21 protein-coding genes and 1 pseudogene are annotated in these 25,304 nt (G+C 72.8%); 18 read left to right on the top strand and 4 right to left on the bottom strand.

The genetic code is table 11. From position 1 onward, the window contains the following. Nucleotides 1–49: 49 nt before the first annotated feature. Nucleotides 50–925 (top strand): RNA polymerase sigma-70 factor, encoded by an 876-nt coding sequence (locus ACZ7OU_RS35610; protein ID WP_470258601.1) that lies wholly within the window; start codon nt 50–52, stop codon nt 923–925. Nucleotides 926–929: 4 nt separating this feature from the next. Here ACZ7OU_RS35610 and fadD8 read toward each other — a convergent pair whose 3' ends face one another. Continuing rightward, nucleotides 930–2,540, bottom strand: coding sequence for a fatty-acid--CoA ligase FadD8 (gene fadD8, locus ACZ7OU_RS35605; RefSeq protein ID WP_470258600.1), 1,611 nt, complete (start codon nt 2,538–2,540; stop codon nt 930–932). Nucleotides 2,541–3,253: 713 nt separating this feature from the next. On the opposite strand from fadD8, the gene ACZ7OU_RS35600 reads away from it, so the two are divergent. Then, nucleotides 3,254–4,519 (top strand): RNA polymerase sigma factor, encoded by a 1,266-nt coding sequence (locus ACZ7OU_RS35600; protein WP_470258599.1) that lies wholly within the window; start codon nt 3,254–3,256, stop codon nt 4,517–4,519. An 18-nt stretch (nt 4,520–4,537) separates the two neighbouring features. Here ACZ7OU_RS35600 and ACZ7OU_RS35595 read toward each other — a convergent pair whose 3' ends face one another. Next, nucleotides 4,538–5,173: a TetR/AcrR family transcriptional regulator gene (locus tag ACZ7OU_RS35595; RefSeq protein ID WP_470258598.1), complete on the bottom strand. Its 636-nt coding sequence runs from the start codon at nt 5,171–5,173 to the stop codon at nt 4,538–4,540. An 80-nt stretch (nt 5,174–5,253) separates the two neighbouring features. Between ACZ7OU_RS35595 and ACZ7OU_RS35590 the strand changes: the two genes are divergently transcribed. The 5 genes from ACZ7OU_RS35590 to ACZ7OU_RS35570 all read left to right on the top strand — a co-directional run bounded on the left by ACZ7OU_RS35590 (nt 5,254) and on the right by ACZ7OU_RS35570 (nt 10,589). After that, a complete protein-coding gene (locus tag ACZ7OU_RS35590) occupies nt 5,254–6,099 on the top strand; it encodes an NAD(P)H-binding protein (RefSeq protein ID WP_470258597.1) in 846 nt (281 codons plus the stop codon). Between the two features lie 56 nt (nt 6,100–6,155). Next, nucleotides 6,156–6,677, top strand: a complete 522-nt coding sequence (locus tag ACZ7OU_RS35585) for a PadR family transcriptional regulator (RefSeq protein ID WP_470258596.1) — start codon at nt 6,156–6,158, stop codon at nt 6,675–6,677. Further along, a complete protein-coding gene (locus ACZ7OU_RS35580) occupies nt 6,674–7,363 on the top strand; it encodes an ABC transporter ATP-binding protein (protein WP_470258595.1) in 690 nt (229 codons plus the stop codon). Before ACZ7OU_RS35585 ends, ACZ7OU_RS35580 begins: the two co-directional genes overlap by 4 nt. Continuing rightward, the gene (locus ACZ7OU_RS35575) at nt 7,360–9,600 is read left to right on the top strand and encodes an FtsX-like permease family protein (RefSeq protein ID WP_470258594.1); all 2,241 of its coding nucleotides are present in this window, start codon (nt 7,360–7,362) and stop codon (nt 9,598–9,600) included. The genes ACZ7OU_RS35580 and ACZ7OU_RS35575 overlap by 4 nt, the downstream gene beginning before the upstream one ends. Nucleotides 9,601–9,770: 170 nt before the next feature. Next, nucleotides 9,771–10,589, top strand: a complete 819-nt coding sequence (locus tag ACZ7OU_RS35570; RefSeq protein ID WP_470258593.1) for a hypothetical protein — start codon at nt 9,771–9,773, stop codon at nt 10,587–10,589. Between the two features lie 2 nt (nt 10,590–10,591). Here ACZ7OU_RS35570 and ACZ7OU_RS35565 read toward each other — a convergent pair whose 3' ends face one another. Further along, nucleotides 10,592–11,449 (bottom strand): alpha/beta hydrolase fold domain-containing protein, encoded by an 858-nt coding sequence (locus ACZ7OU_RS35565; protein ID WP_470258592.1) that lies wholly within the window; start codon nt 11,447–11,449, stop codon nt 10,592–10,594. A gap of 262 nt (nt 11,450–11,711) precedes the next feature. On the opposite strand from ACZ7OU_RS35565, the gene ACZ7OU_RS35560 reads away from it, so the two are divergent. The 11 genes and pseudogenes from ACZ7OU_RS35560 (at nt 11,712) to ACZ7OU_RS35510 (ending at nt 24,332) form a co-directional block, all read left to right on the top strand. Then, the gene (locus tag ACZ7OU_RS35560) at nt 11,712–12,716 is read left to right on the top strand and encodes a LacI family DNA-binding transcriptional regulator (protein ID WP_470258591.1); all 1,005 of its coding nucleotides are present in this window, start codon (nt 11,712–11,714) and stop codon (nt 12,714–12,716) included. After that, nucleotides 12,713–13,654 (top strand): carbohydrate ABC transporter permease, encoded by a 942-nt coding sequence (locus tag ACZ7OU_RS35555; protein ID WP_470258590.1) that lies wholly within the window; start codon nt 12,713–12,715, stop codon nt 13,652–13,654. Before ACZ7OU_RS35560 ends, ACZ7OU_RS35555 begins: the two co-directional genes overlap by 4 nt. Then, entirely contained in the window at nt 13,654–14,481 is an 828-nt protein-coding gene (locus ACZ7OU_RS35550) for a carbohydrate ABC transporter permease (RefSeq protein WP_470258589.1), read from the top strand. The genes ACZ7OU_RS35555 and ACZ7OU_RS35550 overlap by 1 nt, the downstream gene beginning before the upstream one ends. Beyond that, nucleotides 14,478–15,801, top strand: a pseudogene (locus ACZ7OU_RS35545) (ABC transporter substrate-binding protein). The gene ACZ7OU_RS35550 and the pseudogene ACZ7OU_RS35545 overlap by 4 nt, the downstream one beginning before the upstream one ends. 13 nt (nt 15,802–15,814) lie before the next feature. Then, on the top strand, nt 15,815–16,969 hold the full coding sequence (locus ACZ7OU_RS35540; RefSeq protein ID WP_470258588.1) for an ADP-ribosylglycohydrolase family protein: 1,155 nt from the start codon (nt 15,815–15,817) through the stop codon (nt 16,967–16,969). Beyond that, nucleotides 16,966–18,258 (top strand): ADP-ribosylglycohydrolase family protein, encoded by a 1,293-nt coding sequence (locus ACZ7OU_RS35535; protein WP_470258587.1) that lies wholly within the window; start codon nt 16,966–16,968, stop codon nt 18,256–18,258. The genes ACZ7OU_RS35540 and ACZ7OU_RS35535 overlap by 4 nt, the downstream gene beginning before the upstream one ends. 53 nt (nt 18,259–18,311) lie before the next feature. Next, nucleotides 18,312–19,202, top strand: coding sequence for a ribokinase (locus ACZ7OU_RS35530; RefSeq protein ID WP_470259031.1), 891 nt, complete (start codon nt 18,312–18,314; stop codon nt 19,200–19,202). After that, nucleotides 19,199–21,040, top strand: a complete 1,842-nt coding sequence (locus tag ACZ7OU_RS35525; protein ID WP_470258586.1) for a formylglycine-generating enzyme family protein — start codon at nt 19,199–19,201, stop codon at nt 21,038–21,040. Before ACZ7OU_RS35530 ends, ACZ7OU_RS35525 begins: the two co-directional genes overlap by 4 nt. After that, nucleotides 21,037–22,245, top strand: coding sequence for a CaiB/BaiF CoA transferase family protein (locus ACZ7OU_RS35520; RefSeq protein ID WP_470258585.1), 1,209 nt, complete (start codon nt 21,037–21,039; stop codon nt 22,243–22,245). Before ACZ7OU_RS35525 ends, ACZ7OU_RS35520 begins: the two co-directional genes overlap by 4 nt. After that, nucleotides 22,242–23,057, top strand: coding sequence for an HpcH/HpaI aldolase/citrate lyase family protein (locus ACZ7OU_RS35515; RefSeq protein WP_470258584.1), 816 nt, complete (start codon nt 22,242–22,244; stop codon nt 23,055–23,057). Before ACZ7OU_RS35520 ends, ACZ7OU_RS35515 begins: the two co-directional genes overlap by 4 nt. A gap of 48 nt (nt 23,058–23,105) precedes the next feature. Continuing rightward, a complete protein-coding gene (locus tag ACZ7OU_RS35510) occupies nt 23,106–24,332 on the top strand; it encodes a hypothetical protein (RefSeq protein WP_470258583.1) in 1,227 nt (408 codons plus the stop codon). 1 nt (nt 24,333) lies between these two features. Here the strand turns inward: ACZ7OU_RS35510 and ACZ7OU_RS35505 are convergent, their stop codons facing one another. Beyond that, complete coding sequence (locus ACZ7OU_RS35505) at nt 24,334–25,302, bottom strand: ArsR/SmtB family transcription factor (protein WP_470258582.1); 969 nt, start codon at nt 25,300–25,302, stop codon at nt 24,334–24,336. Nucleotides 25,303–25,304: the final 2 nt, after the last annotated feature.

Genomic DNA, 25,304 nt, shown 5'->3' with positions numbered 1-25,304 from the left:
CGGCCGGTACGCTGCCGCCCGGACCGTCCGTCGAAAGGGATCCGCACGCATGGAGGACACCGGCATCGAGGACGCGACCACCGTCTTCGCGCAGGTGCGGCCGAGGCTCTTCGGCATCGCGTACCGCATGCTGGGCAGCGCCGCCGACGCCGAGGACCTGCTCCAGGAGGTGTGGCTGCGCTGGCAGGCCAGCGACCGGGCCGCGGTGCGCACCCCGGCGGCCTACCTCGCGACGACGACCACCCGGCTGGCGATCAACGCGACCAAGACGGCGTACGCGCGGCACGAGACCTACGTCGGGCCGTGGCTGCCGGAGCCGGTGGACACCTCGGCCGACCCGCAGCTGGGGGCCGAGCGGGGTGCCGCGCTGGAGCTGGCGGTCCTGCTCCTGCTGGAGAAGCTGACCCCGACCGAGCGCGCGGCGTACGTGCTGCGCGAGGCGTTCGACTACCCGTACGTCCAGATCGCCGAGATCGTGCAGACGACGGAGGTGGCGGCCCGCCAGCTCGTCAGCCGCGCGCGCAAGCACCTCGCGGCGGAACGGCGCACGCCGGCCGCGCTGCCCGAGCAGCGGCGGTTGCTGACGGCGTTCGTGACCGCGGCCCAGGAAGGCGACTTGTCGACATTGGAGGAGCTGTTCGCGGCCGACGTGATCAGCTACTCCGACGGCGGCGGCGCGGCCCGCGCCTCGCGCATCCCAGTGTGCGGAGCCGTGACGGTGGCGAAGTACGTCCGAGCGTTCAAGGACCGCTTCTGGGAGGGCGTGACGGTGACCCCGTCGCTCGTGAACGGCGCCCACGCGATGCTGCTGTCCCGCGACGGCGAGGTGTTCACGGTGCTGACGGTGACCGCCTCGGCCGAGGGCATCGACCAGGTGCTGTGGATGATGAACCCCGGCAAGCTCAAGGCGGTCTCCGCCGTATAACGCCCTACACGCTCGCTCCCTTGGGCTGGTACTGGGCCCGCAACGCCTTCTTGTCCGGCTTGCCCAGCCCCGTCATCGGCAGGGACGCCGCCACGATCACCTGCTTCGGTACGTGCACCGGGCCCTTCTTCTCCCGCACCGACGCCTGGATCTCGGCCGTCAGCTTCTCGACCGCCGCGGCGTCGGTGGCCGCGTCGGAACGCAGGACCACCACCGCCGTCACCGCTTCGCCCCACTTGTCGTCCGGGGTGCCGATCACGCCCACCTGGGCGATCGCCGGGTGCTCGGCCACGACGTCCTCGACCTCGCGGGGGAACACGTTGAACCCGCCCGTGACGATCATGTCCTTGACGCGGTCGACGATGAACCAGAAGCCGTCCTCGTCCTCGCGGGCGACGTCGCCGGTGTGGAGCCAGCCGTCGCGGAACGTCTCCGCCGTCACCTCCGGCAGGTTCCAGTAGCCGGCCGCCAGCAGCGGGCCCGCCACGCAGATCTCGCCGGGTTCGCCGGGGGCGACCGGGTTGCCGTCGGCGTCGAGCAACGCCGTGCGCAGGAACGCCGACGGCCGCCCGCACGAAGACAGCCGCGCGTCGTCGTGGTCGCCCTTGGCGAGGTAGCTGATCGCCATCGGGGCCTCGGACTGGCCGTAGTACTGCGCGAAGATCGGGCCGAACCGGTCGATCGCCTCGCGCAGCCGGACCGGGTTGATCGACGCCGCGCCGTAGTAGACCGTCTGCAGCGACGACAGGTCGCGCGTGCGCGAGTCGGGGTGGTCCATCAGGGCGTAGAGCATGGTCGGCACCAGCATAGTGGCCGTGATCCGCTCCTCCTCGATGATCCGCAGGACGCCGGCCGGGTCGAACTTCGGCACGACGACGAGCGAGCCGCCCTTCAGCAGCGTCGGTGCGAAGAACGCCGCCCCGGCGTGGGAAAGCGGTGTGCAGATCAGGAATTTCGGTGCCTCGGGCCACTCCCACTCGGCCAGCTGGATCTGCGTCATCGTCGCCATCGCCTGCGCGGTGCCCATGACGCCCTTGGGCTTGCCGGTCGTCCCGCCGGTGTAGGTGATCGAGACGACCTGGTCCGGCGGCAGGTCGGCGGGCTTCAGCGGGCCCGGCTCGAACCTCGCGGCGGTCGCGGTCAGGTCGGTGCCGACGTGCGCCAGCCGCTCCGGCACCGGCCCGATGGTGAGCACCTGGGTCAGTCCGGGCACCTTCTCGAGCAGGCCGAGCGCGCGTTCGACGAACATCGGCACCGGGTCGATGATCAGCGTCGTGATGCCGGCGTCGCCGAGGATGTAGGCGTGGTCGTCGAGCGAGCCCAGCGGGTGCAGTGCCGAACGCCGCGACCCCTGCATCTGGCCGGCCGCGATGATCAGCAGGACCTCGGGGCGGTTCAGCGACAGCAGCGCCACCGCCGCGCCCGTGCCGGCCCCGAGTTCCTCGAAGGCCTGGGCGTACTGGCTGACCTGCTCGGCGGTCCCGCCCCCGGTCATCGTGGTCTCGCCCAGCACCATCACCGGCGCGTCCCGGTGGCGCTTCAGGGCGGAGACGACCAGATGCCCGAGGTGGTTCGGATACCGCATCGCCTGCTCGTCCATCCCGGTCCCTTCCACGGCCAAATACTAGAACACGTTACTGTTTTCGGCACTATACCCGCACGGGGCAAGGGGTGTCCGGCTCCTGCTCCGGTGGAACAGGTTTCACGGGACGGGAGCGGCCTGAGCGCGGGCGATGGCCTGAGCGCGGGCGACGGCCTCGTCGCGGTCGGCGGGCAGGAGGTAGCCGGCGCCCGAGGCCCGGTCCGCCGCACTGGTTGAACAGCGTTCGCATAGGTGGTCAGCCGGAACGCGGACTGGGCGTCCGGATCGCCTGCGCGGCCTGCGAAAATACCGCCCGCTTTCTGTGTCGTCACCCCGATGTAGGCGTAGCCCTCCCGCAGGAAGTGCTCGTACGACTGGGAGAAGTCGACCACGACGGTGCCGGTGAACCGCGCCGGATCGTCCGGCGCCGCTGACCGGCCGGCCTTTGCGGGCACCGCCGGGGGAACCCTCCCGACGGGGGGACGCGGACCGTCCACATCGGACACGGATACGGTGGCCGCCGCCCTTCGTGCTACCGGTCCGGTAACACCCCGGCAACGACGCGCCGCGGCACCGGGACGAAACCGCGCCGGAGTGCTCACCTACCTGACAAGACGCGGGTCCGGGAGGCTCACCGCGGAAGAATAAGGGCTTTCCTTGCCGAAACCTTGCGCCCGGCCTCTCGTTGGACGACTATCGCGTGACGTTCTGCACGTGCAAGCGCACGAGCAAAGGGGGAGGTGCGGGTGACCGAGGTGGCGCCGGCGGTGGCGGGGACGACGGATGTCCCGAGCGACGCGGTCTTGATCGAGGCGGTGCGGGGCGGGGACAACGCCGCGTACGGCCGGCTCTACGACCGGCACCTGGTCGCGGCCCGCCGGGTGGCGGCCGCGATCGCGTCGGACGAGGCGGAGCGGGACGACCTCATCGCCGAAGGATTCACCCGGGTACTACGGATTTTGCGCGCGGGGGAGGGTCCGGACGCGGAATTCCGGCCGTACCTGCTGACGACGATCCGGAACACGATGATCAGCTGGCGCCGGCGCGACTCCGCGCTCTCGCTGGTCGCCGAGGTGCCGGACGTCCTGCCGAGTGAGGGCAGCGACGAGCCGGTGGACAACCGGATGCACGGCACCGTCGCCGCGGGCGCGTTCGCGAGCCTGCCCGAGCGGTGGCGGGCGGTGCTGTGGCGGACCGAGATCGAGGGCGACTCGCCGGCCAAGATCGCCGAAGACTTCGGGATGACGCCCAACGGCGTCGCCGCGCTGGCCTACCGCGCCCGGGAAGGGCTGCGGCAGGCGTACCTCGACCAGCACGTCCCGGAAGCCCGGCGGCGCAACTGCCGGATCGTCTCGGGGCAGCTCGCCCGCTGGGTGCGTGACGGCGTCGGGGACCACAAGGCGCACCGGATCACGACCCACCTGGACCGCTGCGCGGACTGCCGGAAGCTGGCCACGGGTCTGCGGGAGCTCAACGAAGAGCTGCCCGCCGCCGTCGCCCCGCTGATCCTGGGCATCCCGGTCGTCACGCACTGGCTGACCACCACCGGGTCCCTCGCCTCGTCCGGAGCGGCCGCGAGCACCGGGGCCTCCGTGCTTTCGTGGGCCACGGCGGCGAAGGTGGCCGCGGCGAGCGCGGCACTGGTCACCACGGTGACCATCGGCGCGAGCACGTCCGACGTGGCCCCGTCGCCCCCGGCCACCGGCGCGGACGGCTCGACGTCGCAGCCGGTGGGAACCCGGCCCGCCGCGGGCGTGCCCGGCGGCGACCAGCGCTCCCCGTCGGACGCGCAGCTCACGTCGGCACCGCCCGCGGCGGAGTCGTCCGCGGCGGGCGCGGCGGCCGTGACCACCGGAGCCGACGGGTCGGTCACGACGGACAAGCAAGCGGCGAAAGAGTCCAAGCAGGCCTCGAAAGAGGCGAAGCAGGAGTCGAAGCAAGCCGCCAAGGAGTCGAAGCAGGCGGCGAAAGAGTCGAAGAAGGCCGAGAAGACGAAGCAGCCCACGGAATGACCCGGCCGGCGCCCGGGCTCAGTCGCGGTCCAGCCACTCCGCGAGCAGGGCGCGCTCGGCGCCGGTGAGCTTCGACAGCTCCTGGGAAACCGCCGGCGCCGCCGGCGCGTCGGTGAGGATCCGGGCCAGCACGGCTTCGTACATCACCTCGGCGAGACCGGGGTCCCGGTCCGCCGGCGGCCGGGCCAGCAGGGTGAGCAGGGCGCCGGTGCCGGCGGCGTGCAGGAGCTCGGCCGCGAGCGGTTCGGGGACGCGCAGCCGGCCGGTCTCCGCGATGCGGTGCACCCGGGCGCGCAGGACCGCGAGCCCCGCGTCGGCCGCCGGGGACGTCCGGCCCGGCGTCACGAGCAGGCCGAACAGCGCCGCGTTGGCCAGGCCGAAGGCGATGTGCGCGTCCCAGCCGGCGCGGAGGTCCGCGACCGGGTCGCCGTCCCGCGCGGCCGTCTTCCCGGTGACGTAGGTGGTGAATACGTGCTCGGCGACGGCGTCGAGCAGCGCGTCCTTGTCCTCGAAGAACCGGTAGAGCGCCGGCGCCTGCACCCCGGCCGCCGCGGCGACCGCGCGGATGGTGAGCGCGGCCGCGCCCTCGGCGTCGAGGAGCCGCGCGGCGGTCTCGACGAGGTGCGTCCGCGTTTCGCTCCGGCTCTTCGGCATGGTTTCGATGGTAACGCATGCTTGCTACCGATGGTGCTAACGTGGTTAATATCGACGTTAATCCATCGAAGGGGTGCACCATGATCGTGATCACCGGGGGGACCGGCAAGCTCGGTTCCCGGGTCGTCGAGCAGCTGCTGAAGCGCGTTCCGGCCGAGCAGGTCGGCGTCAGCGTCCGCGAGCCCGGCCGGGTGAGCGGCCTCGCCGAACGCGGCGTCCGCGTGCGACGCGGCGACTTCGCCGACCCGGACTCGCTCGCCGACGCCTTCGAAGGCGCGACGCAGGTTCTCGTCGTTTCGACGGACGCCACGGGCGAGGCGGCGTTGCGGCACCACGTCGCGGCGATCGACGCCGCGCGGGACGCCGGGGTCAAGCGCGTGCTGTACACGAGCCACCAGGGCGCGGCCGACGACTCGCTCTTCGCGCCGATGCCCGACCACGCCGCGACCGAGCGGCACCTGGCCGCGGCGGGCTCGGCGTTCACCGCGCTGCGCAACGGCTTCTACGCCGGCACCGTCCCGCTGCTGCTCGGTCAGGCGCGGGAAACCGGCGAGCTGGTCGCGCCGGCGGACGGGCCGGTGTCGTGGACCGCGCACGCCGACCTGGCCGAGGCCGCTGCGGTGGTCCTCGCCGACGAGGGCCGGTTCGACGGGCCCACGCCGCCGCTGACCGCTCCCGTCGCGCTCGACCTGGCGGACGTCGCGAACCTCGTCGGCGAGCTCACCGGACGCACGATCCGCCGGGTGGTCGCCGACGACGACGAGTGGGCGGCGGGCCTGGTCGCGCACGGTGTCCCCGTCGGGCAGGCCGCGATGCTGCTCGGCATGTTCCGCGCCGCGCGCCGGGGCGAGTTCGCCGCCACCGGTCCCGACCTCGAAGAACTGCTCGGACGGCCGGCCACGCCACTGCGGTCGATCCTCCGCTGAGCACTATGCACGGGGTGTATAAACTCCGGCTATACACCCCGTGTACAGTCTCCCGCATGTCGATCGGACACACCCTGCTCGGGCTGCTGGAGAACGGCCCCCGGCACGGCTACGACCTGAAACGCGCCTACGACGACCGGTTCGGGCACGACCGCCGCGTCCACTACGGCCAGGTCTATTCGACCCTGGCCCGGCTGCTCAAGCAGGGCCTCGTCGAGGCCGACGGCATCGAGGCCGGCGGTGGCCCCGAGCGCAAGCGCTACGCGATCACCGAGGCCGGGGTCGCCGACGTCGGCACCTGGCTGGCGACCCCGGAGAAGCCGGAGGCGTACCTGCAGAACACGCTCTACACGAAGATCGTGCTCGCCCTGCTCTCCGGCCGCCCGGCCGTCGACGTCCTCGACGTCCAGCGCACGGCCCACCTCGACGCCATGCGCGAGCTGACCCGCCGCAAGACCGGGGGCGACCTCGTCGACCAGCTGGTCTGCGACCACGCGCTGTTCCACCTGGAGGCCGACCTCCGCTGGCTGGAGCTGACCACGGCCCGGCTCGACCAGCTGGCGAAGGAGATCGCGTGAGCACCACGGGGGAGGTCCTGCTCGAAGCGGCCGAGGTCCGGAAGGCGTACGGGCCCACGGACGCGCTGACGTCGGCGAGCCTGCGGGTGCGCGCGGGGGAGGTCGTGGCCCTGATGGGCCCGTCCGGGGCGGGCAAGTCGACGCTGCTGCACTGCCTGGCCGGGATCGTCCGGCCGGACGAGGGCACCGTCCGCTACCGCGGCGACGACCTCGCCCTGCGGACCGACCGCGCGCGCTCGGCGTTGCGCCGCACCGACTTCGGCTTCGTCTTCCAGTTCGGCCGGCTGGTCCCGGAGCTCACCTGCCAGGAGAACGTCGCCCTGCCGCTGCGGCTGAACGGCGAGCGCGGCCGGGTGGCGGCGCGGCGGGCCTGCGACATGCTGGCGGAGCTCGGCCTCGCCGACGTGGCCGGCAAGCGGCCGGGCGAGGTGTCCGGCGGGCAGGGCCAGCGGGTGGCGGTGGCCCGCGCGCTCGTGACCGGCCCGAGCGTCGTCTTCGCCGACGAACCGACCGGCGCCCTGGACTCGCTGAACGGCGAGCAGGTCATGCAGCTGCTGACGTCCGTGGCCCGGGAGCGGGACGCGGCGGTGGTCCTGGTGACGCACGAACCCCGCGTCGCGGCGTACTCCGACCGCGAGGTCGTCGTGCGGGACGGCCGGACGCGGGAGCTCGAGGTGACCCGGTGATCCGGCGCTGGGCGAACGACCTCGCGCTCGGGATGCGCCTGGCGCTCGGCGGCGGCGGGACGCGGACGGCGCTGGTGCGGCTCGCGTTGACGGCGGTCGGCGTCGGCCTCGGCGTGGCCGTCCTGCTCACCGCGACGGCGATGCCGACCATGCTCGCCGCCCGGGACGACCGGGCGAGCGCGCGCTTCCTCGACGCGGGGGCGGTCGCCGAGGGCGTCGACCCGGTCCACGTGGTCACCCGCAACGACGAGTTCCGCGGCCGCGGCCTGCAGGGCTACCTCGTGCAGGCCACCGGGCCCCGCCTGCCGGTCGCGCCGGGCGTGGACCGGCTGCCCGGGCCGGGGGAGGCGGTGCTGTCCCCGGCACTGGCGGAGCTGCTGCGGTCGCCGGAGGGCGAGCTGCTGCGCACCCGGCTTTCGCAGCGGGTGATCGGCACCATCGGCGACGCCGGGCTGACCGGCCCGAACGAGCTGTTCTTCTACGTCGGCTCGGACACCGTCGCGCGGCAGCCGGACACCGCACTGGTGAGCCGGTTCGGGGCCGGGGCCTCCCACCGCGGCCTGTCCCCGCTCGAGCTGCTGCTGGTCGTGATGGGCGCGACGACCTGCCTGGTGCCGGTGTTCGTCTTCGTCATCACCAGCACCCGGCTCGCGGCGGCGGCCCGGGACCGGCGGCTCGCCGCGCTGCGCCTGGTCGGCGCGGACCGCGGCCAGGTGCACCGGATCGCGGCCGGCGAGGCGCTGCTCGGCTCGTTCGCCGGCCTGGCCGCCGGCCTGGCCCTGTTCCAGCTCATCCGCGTGCTCGTCCCGGAGATCACCGTGTCCGCCTTCCGCGGCGGCCTCTTCGGCACCGACCTCGTCCCCGACTGGCGCCTCGGCGCCCCGGCCCTGCTGGCGCTGCCGGTGCTGGCGTGCGCGGCGGCCGTGTTCGCGCTGCGGTCGGTCGTCATCGAGCCGCTCGGCGTCGTGCGGCGGGGGACACCGGCCCGGCGGAAGCTGCTGTGGCGCCTGTTCCCCGCGGTCACGGGCGGGGTGTTGCTGCTCACCGGCCTGGGCGGCAACAGCGCCGACGACCTCGCCGTGATCACCGGGGTGGTCCTGATCCTCATGGCCGTGCCCCTGGTGCTGCCGTGGCTGGTCGAGCGGCTCGCGGGCCTGCTCGGTGGCGGTTCGCCCGCCTGGCTGCTGGCCGTGCGGCGGCTCCAGCTGGACAGCGCGACGGCGGCGCGCCTGGTCAGCGGTGTCGCCGTGGTGCTGACGGGATTCATTGCACTGCAAGGGGTCTACGACCGCGTCGCGAGCGAACGCCCCGCACCGAAGGAGATCCGGGTGCTCGCGAGCTACTACGCCACGAGTGTCGCCGACGGCGAGGCGTTCACCGCGGCCTTCCACGCGCTGCCCGGGCAGGGCGGCGTGCCGGTGCGGACCCGCGCGATGATCGAGACGGCGACGGGGCAGCGCTCCACGATCGTCGTCGCGGACTGCGCGCGGCTGCGGGCCGGCGGGGTCGCGGACTGCCGCGACGGCGACGTCTACGCCGGGACGGCCCGGACGAGTTACGTGCCCGCGCCGGGCGACCGCCTGTGGTCCTCCGAGCTCCGCCGGACCCACCGGGCCGAAACTCCTCAGTGGACGGTGCCGGCGGTGCACCGCGTGCCGTTGTCCGGGGTCGACGCGGCGGAGCTGTTCGTCACCCCGGGCGCGCTGGCGACGGCGTCCGACGTCGGGATGACGGTGTCCGCGACCCTGCCGACCGGCGACCCGGACCTGGTGGAGCGCGTCCGGAACGTGGTGGGGTGGAACGGAACCGTGTACTCGCTCGGCACCGGGGAGGACGGCACCTACGCGCTGATCACCCGGGTGCTGTCGGTCGGGGCGGTCCTGGTGCTGCTGTTCGTCGCGGGCAGCCTGCTGGTCGCGGCCTGGGAGCAGCTGCGGGAACGCCGGCGCAGCCTCGCCGCGCTGCTGGCGAACGGCGTCGGGCGCGGCGTGCTCGCGCGGTCGCTGGTGTGGCAGCTGGTGATCCCGGTGGCGGTGGCGGTCGTCGTCGCCGTGCCGGCCGGGCTCGCCCTCGACTGGCTGGTGCTCACCCTCGTGGTGCACCGCCCGATGGCGGCCGACGTGCCGGCGATCGCGACCCTGACGGGGACCGCGATCGCGGCGGTACTGTTCGTCACCGCTTTGACACTGCCCGCGTTGTGGCGGACGGCGAGCCTGGAGAATCTGCGCGAAGAATGACCCGGCAAGCGGGCGGGTCCGGTTGTTTCCGGGCCTGCCCGCGGGCGTGAAGTCTTTTCGGTGGGCCGATTCCGCCCGAAGAGGCGCCCTTTTCGCCGTTGTGGCGTTATCCTCTCTCCGCGATCGTGAATACGTCGATATCCGCCGCCCCACGATTTCGAGGCACGCCGATGCGCACCATGTACGACGCGGTCACCGCGCGGAACATCCTCAAGAAGGACAGCCGTCCCGTGCTGGTGGCCGGGTACATCGACCGGATCAAGCTCGCGCCGTGGACCGCCGCCGACTGGGCGCTGTTCCCGGACGCACTGAAGGTGCGGATCGTCAAGAAGGCGTCGACCGACGACGGGCACGTGCTGGACGTCGAGCCCGGCGACGCCGCGCCGGAGGAGGCGCCGGGGTGGGCCAAGCGGCGGCGGGCGTCGGGGTTCGCGTACCCCGTCATCTACTGCAACCGGTCGACCTGGCCGAAGGTGAAGGCGGCGTTCACGGCCCAGCGCGTCGATCCGCCGTTGTACTGGATCGCCACCGCCACCGGCAAAGCCGAGATCCCGGCGGGCGCGATCGCCGCGCAGTACCTGCTGGACGTCGCACCCGGCATCGACATCTCCGTCGTGGCCGACTTCTGGCCCGGCGTGGATTCGCCGGCGTCCCTGACCGTCGAACCGGAAGTGGAGATCATGGAACGTATCACCGTCACCCCGCCCAACATCGGCGTGAACGCGGTCCGGCTCAACCTGTCCGGCAGTGCCGGCGCCGCCGTGATCGTCCGCCCGCGGATCAACGGCGAAGGCATCGCGACGCCGATGTGGGTCGGCAACATCTTCGCGTGGGGCTCGGACAAGGTGGGCATCGGGCACAACCCCAAGTCCGACCCGGCGTACAACGACCGGATGACGTCCCACCGTCGCTTCGCCCTGCCGGGCGCGGTGTGGGCCGACCTCGAGTACAGCTCCGCGGAGCCGTTCGAGATCGACGTCGTCGGCTGAGCTCAGGCTGCCGCCGTGAGGTGGTTGCGGAGGAAGGCGATGCCGGCGTCGGTGACGTGCTGGAGCTTGCGCTCGCCGTAGAAGTGGCCGGCGCCGTCGAGGCGGATGAGGTCCGCGTCGGCGCCGGCTCGCCAGTAGGCCGCGACCAGCGCTTCGCTGTGGGCGATCGGGATTCCGGCGTCGTCGGTGCCGTGGGCCAGCAGGAGCGGGGCCGCGGCCGCGGACGCGTGGAGCAGCGGGCTCGCGGTCGGCCCGGGGAGCCAGTCGTGCGGGTCGTGCCCGCCGCTGTGCAACGGGGAATCCGCCGCCGGCGGCGGGATGCGCGTGAAGTCCGTCGGCGCGCTCCAGGCGATCGCGGCGCCGACGTGGCTCGGCGGGCCCGTGATCCCGAGGTCGCCTTCGAGGTCGGCGTCGTCCGCCGTGACGGCGAGCATCGCGGCCAGGTAGCCGCCCGCCGAGTGTCCCCAGGCCGCGACGCGGCCGGCGTCGAGCTCCAGCTCCCCGGCGTGGTGACGCACCCAGCGCACCGCCGCCTTCACGTCGTGGACCTGCGCGGGGAAAGCCGCTTCGCGCCCCTGCCGGTACTGGGCCCGCGCGACGGCGAACCCGGCCGTCACCAGCCGATCCGTCACCCGGTCACCGAGCAGGCTGTGTTTGTGCGACCCGCCGGCCGGCGCGCCGCCGTAGAGGTAGACCACCACCGGATGGCCACCGCCGGGCGCGCGCCCGGCCGGGACGACGAGGTCCAGCAGCAGCGGGCGGTAGCCGGCGAGGGTCGCGACGAGTGCGTCCCGATAGGACACTCGCGCCCCGGTCCGGTCGGCCCGGGGGAGGGTGAGCGGGGCACGGGAAGTGAGCACGCGACCACTATCGGGGCATTCCGGTCAGGACGGCCAGCCGTACCAGGATGCGGGAGCGGTCCGGTGGCGCCGCACGTGACCGGCCGGCCGGGTACGCGAGCCGACCCTCGTCGTGCCGCACGTGACCGCCCGGGTGCTCTCCGTGTCGTGTTGACATGCCCCGCTCACCGGTGTCAGTATCTGGATTAATCCAATTGGAAACGTTTCCAACCCCGCCTTCCGCAGCTGGAAACGTTTCCAAGAACGCACAACGAGGTAGCCGATGACGTCAACACGGGCCACGCTGCTCCAGGTCGCCGAGCGCGCCGGGGTTTCCCTGGCCTCGACCTCGCGGGCGCTGCACGGCACCGGGGCCAGCCCGGCGATGGTCGAGCGGGTCCGCGCCGCCGCCGCCGAGCTCGGGTACAGCGCCGACGCCATCGGGCGGTCGCTGCGGCTGAAGCGGACCTTCCAGGTCGCCTTCGCCGTCGCCGACATCGGGAACCCCGTCTACGTCGAGATGATGCGGGCCATCCACGAAGTCCTCGCGCCGCACGGCTACCGGGTCGTCGTGATGAGCACCGGGGACACCGCGACGTCGACCACCGAGCTCGTGCGCAGCCTCAACAGCGGGTTCGTCGACGGCATGATCGTCAGCCCGCTGCGCACCGACGACCGGCTCATCCGCGAGATCCAGCAGGCCCCCGTCCCGGTCGTGGTGATCGGGCGGGCCCTGGACGACCGGGGCATCAGCTCGGTCTCCACCGACTCCGCGGGCGGGATCGGCGCCGCCGTCCGCCACCTGCACGCCCTCGGCCGCCGCCGGATCGGGTTCCTCAACGGCCCGCTCGACACGACGCCCGGTGCCGCGCGCCAGCGGGGGTTCGACGCCGTGGCCGGGGAAATCGCCGCGGAGCGCGTCGACCAGGAGGTCGCCGGCGACTTCACCGTCACCGCCGGGCTGGAAGCGGCCCGGACGCTGCTCGCCCGCGGCGGGCTCGACGCGCTCGTCGCCGCCAACGACCTGCTCGCCATCGGTGCCATCCGGGCCGTGCGGGAACTGGGGCTCTCCGTGCCGGAGGACGTCGCCGTCACCGGCATGGACGACACCGAGATCGGCCGGGTCTTCCAGCCGAGCCTGACCAGCGTCTCCCTCGGCTCGACCGAACGCGGGCGCGCGGCGGCCCGGATCATGCTCCAGCTCGCCGACGACCCGGACCACGCGGCGCAGCAGGTCGCCGTCGGCCCCGAACTGAGGGTGCGCGAGTCGACCGGGGGTGCGCGATGACCGCGACGCTGACCCGCCCGGCACCCCCGGCCGGGAAGAAGAAGCCCGTGCTGGCCCGCACCCGGCGGCGCGAAGCGATCGCGCTGGTGCTGCCGTCGCTGATCCCGATCCTCGTGCTGAGCGTCGCGCCGCTGGTCGTCGGGATCTTCCTGGCCTTCACCGACGCGCGCCTGGTCCGCCACCCGGACTACGGCTTCGCCGGCGTCGACAACTTCACGAAGCTCGTCGGCAACGACCTGTTCTGGGACTCGCTGCGGATCGGCATGATCTGGACCGTCGGCGTCACGGTTCTCCAGCTGGCCGCCGCGATGGGCCTCGCGCTGCTGCTGGACTCGGGCCTGCGGCTGCAGGGCCTGACGCGGGTGCTCGCGCTCGTGCCGTGGGCGATGCCGCCGGTCGTCGTGGCGATCATGTGGCAGATGATCTACTCGGCCAACGGCGGCCCGCTCAACGCCGTGCTCGGCAGCGTCGGCCTCCCGGACGACATCAACTGGCTCGGCGACTTCTCGGTCGCGCTGCCCGCGGTGATCGTCGTCGGTGTCTGGGTCGGCATGCCGCAGACGACGGTGACGCTGCTGGCCGGCCTGCAGCAGATCCCCGCCGAACTGCAGGAAGCCGCCGCGATGGACGGCGCGGGCGCGTGGCGCCGGTTCACCGCGGTGACCTGGCCGAGCCTGCGCCCGATCGTCACGTCGATCACGTCGCTGAACTTCATCTGGAACTTCAACTCGTTCTCGCTGGTCTACGTGCTCACCGCGGGTGGCCCGGGCGGCAAGACGATGGTCCCGGTGCTGTTCATCTACCTGGAGGCCTTCAAGAACCGCGAGATCGGCTACGCCGCCGCGATGGGACTCGTGCTCGTCGTCGTGGTCGTGCTCATCCTCGCCGTCTACCTGCGGTCGCAGTTCCGCGACGACCGCGCCGTGAAGGGGCGCTGATGAAGAGCCTGGTGCGCCCGGCGCAATACGTCGCCCTCGCGCTTTACATCCTGTTCCTCGGTTTCCCGTTGCTGTGGCTGATTTCCGCGTCGGTGAAGTCGTCGGGCGAGCTCAATTCGCTCACGGTGAGCCTGCTCCCGAGCGAATGGCATTGGGACAACTACACCGAAGCGCTGGAAAAGCAGGGCCTGGTCCGGTCGGCTTTCAACAGCCTGATCGTCGCGCTCTCCTCGACCGCGTTGTCGGTCGTCATCGCCGTGCCCGCGTCCTACGTGCTCGCGCGGCTCAAGGGCAAGGTGCGCGCGGCCGGCGTCGGCTGGATCCTGGTCAGCCAGGTGTTCCCGGTCGTGCTCATCATCCTGCCGCTGTACCTCATCCTGCGGACGCTCGGCCTGGCCGACAACCTCGCCGGCCTGACGCTCGTGCACACGACGTACATGCTGCCGTTCGCGCTCTGGATGCTGCAGGGGTACGTCGCCGCGATCCCGGTGGAGCTGGAAGAGGCCGGGGCGGTGGACGGCGCGACCCGGCTGACCGTGCTGCGCACGATCGTCTTCCCGCTGCTCGCCCCGGGCGTCGCCGCGACGGCGATGTTCAGCTTCGTCTCGTCGTGGAACGAGTTCTTCTTCGCGCTGGTCCTCCTGCAGTCGCCGGAGAACTACACGCTGCCCATCACGCTCAACATGTTCGTCGGCGGGGAGGGCAAGGTCGCCCTCGGCCCGCTCGCCGCGGGCGCCGTGCTCGCCGCCATCCCCAGCATCGTCTTCTTCAGCATCCTGCGGAGAAAGCTCACCAGCGGCCTGATGGCCGGGGCGGTGAAGGGATGACCCTCCTTACCCCACAAGAGAGTTCGAAAGGTCGGTCGATGAAGACACGACGCATGATCGCCGCCACCGCGCTGACGGCCGTCGGCCTGCTGCTCACCGCCTGCGGAGGAGGTGGCAGCGGAGACAGCGGGGACGGGCCGGTCACCCTCACCTTCCAGTCCCTGTCCGACCAGCCCGCCGCCATCGCCGCGACGCAGAAGATCGTCGGCGACTGGAACAAGGCCCACCCGGACGTGCAGGTCAAGATCGTCCAGGCGGGCTGGGACGGCGTCTACGACAAGCTGATCACCCAGTTCAACGCGGGCACCGCGCCGGACATCGTGCACTACGAAGCGGCCGGCATCGCGCCCTTCGCCACCGACGGCTACCTCGCGGACCTGACCCAGTACCTGCCGGAGCAGAAGCGCGCGGACATCCCGAAGGGCGTCCTGGACTCGGTGACGGTCGACGGCAAGGTGATCGCCGCCCCGACCGAGCTGCAGTCCTATGTGGTCTTCGCGAACAAGACCCGGCTGCAGCAGGCCGGCGTCACGATCCCGACCGGCGCCACCATGACGTGGGACCAGCTGCGCGACATCGCCAAGGCGACCACGAAGGACGGCAAGTTCGGCCTCGGCTGGGGCCTGTCGAGCCCGACGGCGGCGTTCGTCGCGCTGGCGCCCGGCTTCGGCGGCAAGTACTTCGAAGGCGCCGGTGACAAGGCGAACCTGACCGTCGGCCAGGGTGAGCAGGCGCTGCCGCAGCTCGTGGACGCCATGGCGCACCAGGACCACTCGGATCCTGCCGGTCACGCTGACGCAGTCGGGCACCAAGGCGCTCGCGCCGTTCTACGCCGGCCAGATCGCGATGACCGTCCAGGGTTCCTACCAGGCGGCCAACATCGCGAAGGACGCGCCGAAGGGCTTCGACTGGGTCGTGCTGCCGCCGCTGGCCGGCTCGGCCGGGCCCGCGCAGGCCGCCAACCCGCAGACGCTGTCGGTGAACAAGGACTCCGGTCACGTCAAGGAGGCCGCGGAGTTCGTCGACTTCTTCACCGGCACCGACAACCTCGCCGCCATCAACGAGGCCGACGCGCTGATCCCGCCGACGACCTCGGCGCGGCAGGCGCTCACGACCAAGCTCGGCGCGAAGAACGGCTGGAAGGAAATCCTCGCCTCGGGGGAGTACCTGACCTCGGCCCCCTACCTGTTCGCCGGCAAGTACGCGCAGTGGAAGGACACCGTCGCGACCCCGGCGTACCAGCAGTTCCTCGGACAGAAGATCGACGCCGCCGGCCTCGCGAAGCAGCTCGAGGACGGCTGGAAGAGCGTCAGCAAATGACAGGAGCGGACTCTTGACCTGGCTGGAAGACCGGGCCGTCGCGGTGATCACCGGTGCGGCCGTCGGGGACGCCCTCGGCGGCGCCACCGAAGGGTGGACCCCCGAACAGATCGAGGAGCGCCACGGCGGCCGGGTGACCGGTGTCGTCGGGCCGTGGTACCCGGACTGGCGGACCGCACGCCCGATCGCGCCGTACCACAAGGGCGACGGGCACATCACCGACGACACCCTCATGACGCGGGCGCTCGTCGAGGTGTACGCGAAGCGCCGCGCGCACCTCGACGCGTACGCGATGGCCGAGGACCTGGTGCCGCTCATGATCGGCGAGCCGCGCTGGGTGCCGGAGCTGGAGTCGACCGCGTTGCTGCTGCAGCGGGTCTTCCTGGCGGAGAAGTGGATCGTCGCGAGACTCCACTACGGACACGTCGACCCGCGCGAAGCGGGCGTGGGCAACGTGGTCAACTGCGGCGCGGCGATGTACGTCGCCCCGGTGGGCGTCGTCAACGCGGGTGACCCGCGGGCGGCGTACGCCGAGGCGATCGACCTCACCGGCGCGCACCAGTCGAGCTACGGCCGCGAGGCGGCGGGCGTGCTGGCCGCGATGGTGGCGGCCGCGGTCACCCCGGGCGCGGCGCTCGACGACGTCGTCGCGGCGGCTTTGGACGTGGCCCACGACGGGACCGCGGCGGCGCTGCGGGCCGTCGTCGAAGAGTTCGGTGGCCGGACCGTCCCCCCGGCCACCGACGACGAAGAGCGGGCGCTGGCCGCGCGCGTCCGGGAGACGGTCGCGCCGTTCGACTCGGTGGGGCCGCACTACCGGGAGATGTCGATGGACGCACGGCGCCCGTCGCGGACGAAGTCCATCGAGGAGCTGCCCGCCGCGCTGGCGTTCGTGCTGGCGCACCGCGGCGACTTCCGGGGCGCGGTGCTGGCCTCGGTGAACTACGGCCGCGACGCGGACTCGATCGCCGTGATGGCGGCGGCGATCTGCGCCGGCCTCGGCGGGACGGCCGTCGTGCCCGCCGAGTGGGTCGACGAGATCGGCGACGCCAGCCGGATGGACCTCCGCGAGACGGGGCACCTGCTGGCGTCGGCGGCCGCGGACATCCTGAAGGCCGACCGGGACCGGGCTGCGGCGCGGGTCGCGTTCTTCGAGGAGACGGCGTGAGGCTGACCTGGGCCCAGCCCGAGGACCTGCTGCCGCACGAGCTGGTGCAGTCGGCCGCGGAGGGCAAGGACGTCGCCGCGGTGCGGGAGCGGTGGGTCGCGGCGGGCGGTGACCCGGTGCCGGCCGTCAGCGGTGCCGGGCCGGCGATGCCCGCGTTGCGTTCTCTGGCGCGGGAGCTGCTGGACTCCTTGGCGGCACCGGACTTCTCGCCTTCGTGGGAGTCGCTGTCGTTGCCTGCCGCGCCTTCGCTGCCTCGCGGGTCGCGTGGGCGTGAGCTGGGGGCGTGGACCGGGCGGGCCGCCGGATGCCTGCTCGGGAAGCCCGTGGAGAAGATCCCGCGAGAGGGCATCGAGGAGATCCTGCGCGCGACCGGCCGCTGGCCGCTCACCGGCTGGTTCACCGCGGTGGGGCTGCCCGACGAGGTCGCGGCGCGGTGGCCGTGGAACCGTCGTTCGGCGCCGACGTCGCTGGAGGAGAACATCGACGGGATGCCCGAGGACGACGACCTCAACTACCCGATGCTCGCGTTGTCGCTGCTGGAGACGCACGGCCGGTCGTTCACGACGTCGGACGTCGCGCAGCTGTGGCTGGACAACCTGCCGGCCGGGCGGGTGTTCACGGCGGAGCGCGCGGCGTACCGGAACCTGCTGGACGCGCGGCCGGACACGGCGACGTACCGGAACCCGTTCCGCGAGTGGATCGGCGCCCTGATCCGCGCGGACGTGTTCGGCTGGGTCTCCCCGGGCGACGTGGTCTCGGCGGCGCGGCTGGCGTGGGAGGACGCGCGCCTGAGTCATACGCGCAACGGAGTGTACGGCGCGATGTGGGCGGCGGGGCTCGCCTCGGCGGCGATGGTGTGCGACACGGTGGACGAGGTCCTGGACGCGGCGTTCGCCGTGGTCCCGGCCGGCTCCGACCTGGAGTCCGCGATCCGCTTCGGCCGCTCGGCGGCGTCGGAGGGCGATGTCCGAAGTGGACTCGACCGGCTCCATGCGGAGTACGGGCACTTGCACTGGGTGCACGTGCTGAACAACGCGGCGACGATCGCGTACGCGCTCGCGGCGGGCGGCGGGGAGTTCGGGCCGAGTGTGTCGATCGCGGTGACGGCCGGGTGGGACACGGATTCGGTGGCCGCGACGGTCGGGGGAGTGGTCGGCGCGGTGAGCGGGGTGGACGAGTACTGGAGCAAGCCTCTCGACGGCCGGATCGCGACGTCGCTGCCCGGCGGGGAACGGCGGATCGCGGACCTCGCGGCCCGGACGGTGGCACTGGCGGAGGTGCGGTCGTGACCGGGGGTGGAGCGGGCGCCGCGGCCGAGACCTCGGCCGGCGGAGGTGCGGTCGTGGCCGGCCACCCGTACTCCGCCGGGCGGGTCGTGGTCGTGGGTTCGGCCAACGTCGACCTCGCCGTCGATGTGCCGCGGGTGCCGAAAGCCGGGGAAACCGTCCTCGGTGCGCGGTTGCGTCGGAGTCCCGGGGGCAAGGGTGCGAACCAAGCCGTCGCCGCCGCCTACGCCGGCGGCGCCGGCACCACCTTCGTCGGCGCCCTCGGTGAAGACGAAGGCGCCGACCTGCTCCTCGTCTCCCTCGGCGGCGCCGGGGTCCGGACCGACCTCGTCGAACGCGCCGAAGCACCCACCGGCACCGCCTTCATCACCGTCTCCCCGGACGGCGAGAACGCCATCGTCGTCGCGCCCGGTGCCAACGACCACGTCGTGATCGGCCCTGCCCAGGCCGAGCGGATCGCCGGAGCCGACGTGGTGCTCGCCCAGTTGGAGATCCCCCTCGACGTGGTGGCGGCCGCCGCCGCGGCTCGGGAGAAGAACGCGAGGATGATCCTCAACGCCGCCCCCTCGCGCGAGCTGCCTGAGTCGCTCTGGGCCGTGCTCGACATCCTCGTCGTCAACGAGCACGAGGCCGCCGACCTCGGGGGCGAACCCGAGAAGCTGCTCGAGCGGGTGCCCGCCGTCGTCGTCACCCTCGGCGGCGAAGGGTGTGTGATCCTCCGGCGAGACCACGAACCCGTGCGGATCCCCGGCTTCCCCGTGGACGTCGTCGACACCACCGGCGCCGGCGACACGTTCTGCGGTGTCCTCGCCGCGGCGCTGGCCCAGGGCGAAGACCTCCCCGCGGCCGCGAAACGCGCGTCGGTCGCCGGGGCGCTCGCCGTCACCCGGCCCGGTGCCCAAGCCGCCGTTCCCAGCCACGACGAGGTCGCAGGAAAGACACCATGACCTACACGTTCGACCCGCTCGTCCCGCGCCCCATCGACCGGCCCGCCGACGTCACCGGCCCCGATCCCGACGCGGCCAAGATCTTCGCCGCGCCCGCGGACCCGGCCGACCGGCCCGTGTGGCGCGAGGCCCTCGAGAACTGGCGCGACGACGCCCGAGCCCGCCACGGCTACACCGGCAGGATGTACGAACGCCCCGGAGCGGCCTGGGCGCGGACCTGTCACACGGTGGCCCAGGTGTGGCTCTGGGACGAACTCCTCTACTCGTTCGACGAGCACCGCTTCACCCCCGAACGCTTCCTGGCCGACGCGCGCGACCGCTTCGGCGGCCTCGACGCCGTCGTGCTCTGGCACGCCTACCCGGTGATCGGTCTCGACGACCGCAACCAGTGGGACTTCTACCGCGATGTCCCCGGGCTCACCGAGCTGATCGGCACCCTGCACGACCAGGGGCTGCACGTCTTCGTCGACTACAACCCCTGGGACGTCGGCACCCGCCGCGGCGACGACGACCTGACCGAGCTGGCGGCCCTCGTCGCGGACCTGAAAGCCGACGGCGTCTTCCTCGACACGCTCAAGAAGGCCGAGCCGGACTTCGTCGACCGGCTCGAAGCCGCCCGGCCCGGGATCGTCCTCGAAGGCGAGTCCAAGCTGCCGGTCGAGCGGATCGAGGACCACGCGGCGTCGTGGGCCCAGTTCTTCGCCGACTCGCCGGTCCCGGGCGTCCTGCGCGCCCACTGGTACGAGCGGCGCCACATGCAGCACCACGTCCGGCGCTGGCACCGCGACCACAGCGAGGAGCTGCAGTCGGCGTGGCTCAACGGCGTCGGCGTCATGGTGTGGGAGGTCGTCTTCGGCGTGTGGGTCGGCTGGTCGCCCCGCGACGCCGCGACCGTCCGCCGGATGGTCACGCTCCAGCGCGCCGCCGAAGACCTGCTGCTGAACGGCGAATGGACGCCCCTCGCCGCACTCGCACCCGAGGCGGAGGCCGCCGGCGTCTACGCGTCGAAATGGGAGCTCGACGGCAAGACGCTCTGGACCCTCGTCAACCGCGGCGACACCGACTACCACGGCCCGCTGCCCGGCACCGATCTCCTGGATGGCGTGCCGGCTCGCGGGATCGGGGCGACGGTGGAGGGGTGGCGGCCGGAACTCCCGCCGCTGCCGCACGACCCGGACGCCCGCTTCCCGCACCGGGTCGCGAAGCGGGTAAGTCCACAAAGGACCACCGGCGAGCCCGACGAGGACGCTGTCGTGGTCCCGAAAGGTCCGTACGTCCTCACCGTCCGGTACCGCGCCCGCGAGACCGGCATGTACCAGGGTGCGCCCTATGTGGACGAATGGAAGCCGCTCTCGCCGCGCCTGCACGACGCGCGCACGCTGCAACGCGAAGGCGAGCTCACCACGGCAGTGGCGATAGCGGCCACCGAGGTGACCAACGCGCAGTACGCGGAGTTCCTCGCCGCCACCGGGCAAGAGCCGGGACAGCCGGGCGCGCCGGACGAGCCGGTCACCCAGGTCGACCTCGACGACGCCCGCGCGTACTGCGCGTGGCGCGGTGGGCGCCTGCCGACCGAGGACGAATGGCAGCTGGCGGGGGAGCGTCTCAAGCGTGGCACCCCGGCCGTGTGGAACTGGACCGAGAGCGAGCACTCCGACGGCCGGACGCGTTTCGTGATGCTCAAGGGCGGCAGCGACTACGCGGCCGAAGGCTCCGAGTGGTACGTCGAGGGCGGCGTGAAAGCACCGGACTACACCGTGAAACTTCTCCTGCCCGGTCTCGGCCTCGCCCGGAGCGCGACGGTCGGCTTCCGGTGCGCCTGGGAGGTGCCGGCGTGACCGTCTCCCGTGACCCCTCGGCCGGTGCGCTGGCCGGGCTGCGCGTCGTCGACGCGTCCACCCTCTTCGCCGGCCCGATGGCCGCGATGCACCTCGGGGACATGGGTGCCGAGGTGATCAAGGTCGAGCACCCGCGCAAGCCCGACCCCTCGCGCACCCACGGCGCCGCGAAGGACGGCGTCAACCTGTGGTGGAAGACCCTGGGGCGCAACAAGCGCACGGTCACCGCCGACCTCGGCAGCGAAGGCGGCCGTGAGGTGTTCCTCGCGCTGGCCACCACCGCGGACGTCGTCATCGAGAACTTCCGCCCCGGCACCCTCGAACGCTGGAACCTCGGGTACGACGAGCTGGCGAGCTGGAACCCGAAGCTCGTGCTGGCCCGCGTCACCGGCTTCGGGCAGCTCGGCCCCTACCGCAGCCGGCCGGGCTTCGGCACGCTCGCCGAGGCGATGAGCGGGTTCGCGGCGACGACCGGGGAACCGGACGGGCCGCCGACGCTCCCGCCGTTCGGGCTCGCCGACGGCGTCGCGTCGCTGGCCACGGCCTACGCGATCATGGTCGCGCTCGCCGCGCGCGCGAACTCCGGGCGCGGGCAGGTCGTCGACACCGCGATCATCGAGCCGATGCTGGCCATGCTCGGCCCGCAGATCACGCGCTGGGACCAGCTGCGCACGGTGCAGCCGCGCACCGGCAACCGGTCGACGAACAACGCGCCGCGCAACACCTACCGCACCGCCGACGGCCAGTGGGTCGCGGTGTCCACCTCGGCCCAGTCGATCGCCGAACGCGTGATCCGGATGGTCGGGCGGCCGGACCTGGCCGACGAGCCGTGGTTCGCCACCGGCGCCGATCGGGCGCAGCACGCCGACGAGCTCGACGAAGCCGTCGGCAAGTGGATCGGGCAGCGCACGCGCGACGAGGTCGTCGCCGCGTTCGAGGAGGCACAGGCCGCCGTCGCGCCGATCTACGACGCCGCCGACATCGTCGCGGACCCGCAGTTCCGCGCGCTCGGTACGATCCACGAGATCGAGGACGCCGAGCTCGGCCCGATGCTCATGCAGGGCCCGCTGTTCCGGCTGTCCGGCCACGACGGCGTCATCGGCTTCACCGGCCGTCCGCACGGCGCCGACACCGACGCGGTGCTGGAGGAGCTGGGGTTCTCGCCCGAGCGGGTGGCCGAGCTGCGCGAGCGGGGTGCGGTGTGAGCCCGCCGCTGACGTTCCTCTACACCCCGGCCGACCGGCCGGACCGGGTGCGCAAGGCCCTGGCGTCCGAGGCGGACGTCGTGCTCGTCGACCTCGAGGACGCGGTCGCACCGGCACGCAAGGACGAAGCCCGGGCGAACGCCCTGGAGGTGCTCGCGTCGGTGTCCCGGCCGGTGCAGGTGCGCGTCAACCACCCGAGCACGCCGTGGCACGCGGCCGACCTCGCCGCGCTCGCCCGGCTGCCGCTCGCGGTGGGGGCGCGGCTGCCGAAGGTCGAAGCGCCGGAGGAGGTCCTGGCCGCCGGGGCGGTGCTGCCGGGCCGGGCGCTGCACCCGCTGATCGAGTCGGCGCTCGGGGTGGAGCGGGCGCTGGACATCGCGACGGCGTCCCCGCGGATCGCGTCGATCGGGCTCGGCGAGGCCGACCTGCGCTCGGACCTCGGAGTCGCCGACGACGCCGGGCTGACGTGGGCGCGCAGCCGCGTGATCGTCGCGGCGCGGGCGGCCCGGCTCGCGCGGCCCGCGATGTCGGCGTACGCGAACGTCCGCGACCTCGCCGGGCTCGCGGCGTCGTGCCGGGCGGGCCGCGCGCTCGGCTTCCGCGGCCGGACGGCGATCCACCCGGTCCAGCTCGAAACGATCCGGACGGCGTTCCTGCCGACGCAGGAGGAGGTTTCGCGGGCGCGCGAGGTCATCGCCCGGATCGCCGACGCGACGGCCGCCGGCGTCGGCGCGATCGCGCTGCCGGACGGGACGTTCCTCGACGTGGCCATGGTGGAGCAGGCGCGGACGGTGCTGTCGCTGGCCGACTAGTACGCGCGTTGTACGAAATTTGGATCCGCCTCTGGCGCAATGCCGGACATGCGAACTCCGAAAGCGCTCCTCCTCGCGCTGGCCGTGGTGGCCGGCGCACTGGCTTTACCCGGGACCGCCAGCGCCGCCTACAGCGATCCGCTGACGACCACGACCAAGCAGAACCTGGTCTGGCACGCGACACCCGCCGCCGCGCTGACGGCGCTCGACAACGCGCTGCCGAACGTCAGCCTCAACACCGTCGTCAACGATCCCAGCTACGCGATGACCGGCTGCACCGGTGCCGAGAAGGCCGCGCTGCCCAAGGCGCCGGCCGCCACGAAGTCGTTGTGCTGGGACTCCGAACGCGCGGGCAGCACCACCTGGGTCCCGCAGGGCATCACGACCTCCGGCGACGCCGACGACGACGGCATGTGGGGCGCGGACAAGATCATCCTGTCCGGCTGGCACGGCACCGACGCGCTCGGCCGCTACAACGACGCGCGGATCCAGGCGGTCAACTACAACGACCCCGCTTCGGCCGCCCACCGGATGATGTACCTGGCCGTGCCGAACAGCACCGGCAGCAGCTTCTCCGGCGCGCAGGCGCACATGGGCGGGATGGCCTGGCTCGGCGACAAGATCTACGTCACCGCCGTCGGGAACACCTCCACCGCGATCCGGGTGTTCAGCACCAAGCACATCCTGCAGATGACCGACACGACGTCCAACGCGATCGGCAAGACCTCCGGCGGGTACGCCGCCTGGACGTACAAGTACGCGATGATGCAGGTCGGCTACTACTCCTACGCGGGCGGCACGTGCAGCATGGCGTCCGACACCGGCGTGCCGTGCTTCTCGTCGCTCTCGCTGGACCGCAGCACGAGCCCGGCCAGCATCGTGACGACGGAGTACTTCTCCGACCAGAGCCTGCACGGCCGCCTCTACCGCTTCCCGATGGGCACGGACTACCTGCTGACCGGGACCGCGACCGAGGCGTTCCGCAGCTACGTCGGCAACATGCAGGGCGTCCTGTCCCACGACGGCAAGTGGTACGTCGCCCACAGCTCCGCGACGCTCAACGGCCAGCTCTGGGCCCAGACGACGTCGGCGAGCACGTCGGCGACGTGCGGCTCGACGTCCGCTTGCTGGGCGGTCCACCCGGAAGCGCTGACGTACGACTGGTCGACGGGCCTGGTCTGGTCGCAGTCGGAGTGGTCGACGGCCGACTGCCAGGCGCAGAGCCAGACGTGCGGGCGGTCGGTGTTCGCGGTGCCGCTGACGTCGCTGGGCTGAGCTACCGCGTGAGCAGGGCCGCTCCGAGCGCCGTGATCAGGTAGAGCACCTGGCGCCCGGAGCGTTCCCGCTCGACCAGCCCGTTCTCCCGCAGGACGGCCAGGTGCTGCGACACCGCGCTGGGCGTCACGCCGAGGGCGCGGGCCAGGTCGGTCGTGGTGGCGGGGGAGCGCAGCGCTTCGAGGAGCCCGCCCCGCGCGCGGCCGAGCAGCCGGACCGTGCCGTCCGACGGCGCGCGCGTGCCCGCCGTCCACAGCGCGCCGCGGCCGCGGGCCGGGTAGCGGACCGTCGTCTGCGTGGACGTGCGCCCTTTGATCAGGACGTGCGGGCCGCCGAGCACGACCGGGATCAGGACGAGGCCGCCGGGTCCCTGGTCGACCCGGCGGTCGCCGTCGAGCAGCAGCTTCCCGTTGTCCCAGAGCAAATCCGGGTGCAGGCCGGCGAACAGCCGTTCCGCGCCGCCCGCGGCCAGCATCCGCGCGCGGTGGGCGACGTCGGCGTCGAGGACGGCCCGGATCCTCGGCCAGTGCGGGGCGAGCAGCCGGTCGTGCGCCTCCCGCAGCTCCGCGGCGATCGCCGTCAGCCCGGCCGCCGGGCGCGCGGCCAGCTCGGCGGTGGTCCCGCGGAGGTCGGCGCCGAACACGCGCCCGAGGCTGCGCCGGACCTGGCGCGCGGTCGTCCGCCGCAGCGCGGCCAGATCGTCTTCGATGGACGGGCCGGAGTCGCGCGGCGCGGGGACCAGGAACTCCGGCCAGTTGGGCCGGTCGCTCACGATCAGCGGCCACGTCCACGGCAGGTCCAGCGGCGCGCGGGCGAGCTCGTCCGCCGCCCAGCGCAGCCACGGCAGCGCGGTCGCCTGCCGCTCGCGCCCGCCCAGCTGCTGCAGGCACGCGACCGTCTCCGACAGCGGGGAGATCGCGAAGCGGGTCGCCGCCAGCTGCGCGACGTCGAGCTCGATCGTCAGTGCCATGG

The sequence above is a fragment of the Amycolatopsis sp. NPDC114505 genome, from assembly GCF_055633615.1.
Note: the sequence above shows the minus strand (reverse complement) of the source record. Positions and strands in the feature narration are given on the sequence as shown.

Coding starts and splice junctions, on each gene's coding strand:
- ACZ7OU_RS35610 (WP_470258601.1), top strand. CDS start 50: ATGGAGGACACCGGCATCGAGGACGCGACCACCGTCTTCGCGCAGGTG.
- ACZ7OU_RS35595 (WP_470258598.1), bottom strand. CDS start 5,173: ATGCCGAAGAGCCGGAGCGAAACGCGGACGCACCTCGTCGAGACCGCC.
- ACZ7OU_RS35590 (WP_470258597.1), top strand. CDS start 5,254: ATGATCGTGATCACCGGGGGGACCGGCAAGCTCGGTTCCCGGGTCGTC.
- ACZ7OU_RS35585 (WP_470258596.1), top strand. CDS start 6,156: ATGTCGATCGGACACACCCTGCTCGGGCTGCTGGAGAACGGCCCCCGG.
- ACZ7OU_RS35570 (WP_470258593.1), top strand. CDS start 9,771: ATGCGCACCATGTACGACGCGGTCACCGCGCGGAACATCCTCAAGAAG.
- ACZ7OU_RS35560 (WP_470258591.1), top strand. CDS start 11,712: ATGACGTCAACACGGGCCACGCTGCTCCAGGTCGCCGAGCGCGCCGGG.
- ACZ7OU_RS35555 (WP_470258590.1), top strand. CDS start 12,713: ATGACCGCGACGCTGACCCGCCCGGCACCCCCGGCCGGGAAGAAGAAG.
- ACZ7OU_RS35550 (WP_470258589.1), top strand. CDS start 13,654: ATGAAGAGCCTGGTGCGCCCGGCGCAATACGTCGCCCTCGCGCTTTAC.
- ACZ7OU_RS35525 (WP_470258586.1), top strand. CDS start 19,199: ATGACCTACACGTTCGACCCGCTCGTCCCGCGCCCCATCGACCGGCCC.
- ACZ7OU_RS35510 (WP_470258583.1), top strand. CDS start 23,106: ATGCGAACTCCGAAAGCGCTCCTCCTCGCGCTGGCCGTGGTGGCCGGC.
- ACZ7OU_RS35505 (WP_470258582.1), bottom strand. CDS start 25,302: ATGGCACTGACGATCGAGCTCGACGTCGCGCAGCTGGCGGCGACCCGC.